The sequence below is a fragment of the Sphingobium limneticum genome, from assembly GCF_008710155.1.
In the GTDB taxonomy this organism is placed as follows: domain Bacteria; phylum Pseudomonadota; class Alphaproteobacteria; order Sphingomonadales; family Sphingomonadaceae; genus Sphingobium; species Sphingobium limneticum.
The window spans coordinates 1-531 of the sequence record NZ_VYPZ01000107.1 but is presented as its reverse complement, the minus strand read 5'-3'; the positions used below and the strand labels follow the sequence as shown (position 1 = coordinate 531).

Sequence of the window (531 nt, the reverse complement as noted above, 5' to 3'; positions counted from 1 at the left end):
GAGATTTTGCGCAAGGCATCTGCGTATTTTGCGATGGCGGAGCTCGACCGCCCCGGGAGATGATGATGGCGTTCATCGACGTCCATCGCGAGGATTTGGGTATCGAGCCGATCTGCCGGGAACTGGCAATCGCCCCATCCTCCTACCATGAACACGCCGCGCGTAGTGCCGATCCCGGCAGGCGTCCAGCACGTGCGCAGCGTGATGACGAGATCAGGGAGCAGATCAAGCGGGTCCATGAGGCCAGCTTCGGTCTCTATGGCGCACGCAAGGTCTGGCACCAGATGCGGCGTGAAGGCATCATGGTGGCGAAATGCACGGTGGAACGATTAATGCGCGCCATGGGGCTGGCAGGCGTCCGTCGTGGGAAGAAGACGATCACCACCATCAGCAACCCGAAGGCGCCGTGTCCGCTGGACAAGGTCAATCGGGCATTTCGCGTCAGCCGGCCAAACGCCCTGTGGGTCGTCGATTTCACCTACGTGCATACTTGGGCAGGCTTCGTCTATGTCGCCTTCGTGATTGATGCTT

At 60.5% G+C, this 531-nt stretch carries 1 pseudogene and 1 other annotated feature; the pseudogene reads left to right on the top strand.

From position 1 onward, the window contains the following. Positions 1-531, top strand: a pseudogene (locus F4U94_RS24215) (IS3 family transposase); the annotation flags it as partial. After that, positions 21-135, top strand: a sequence feature (AL1L pseudoknot). (Overlaps the previous pseudogene by 115 nt.)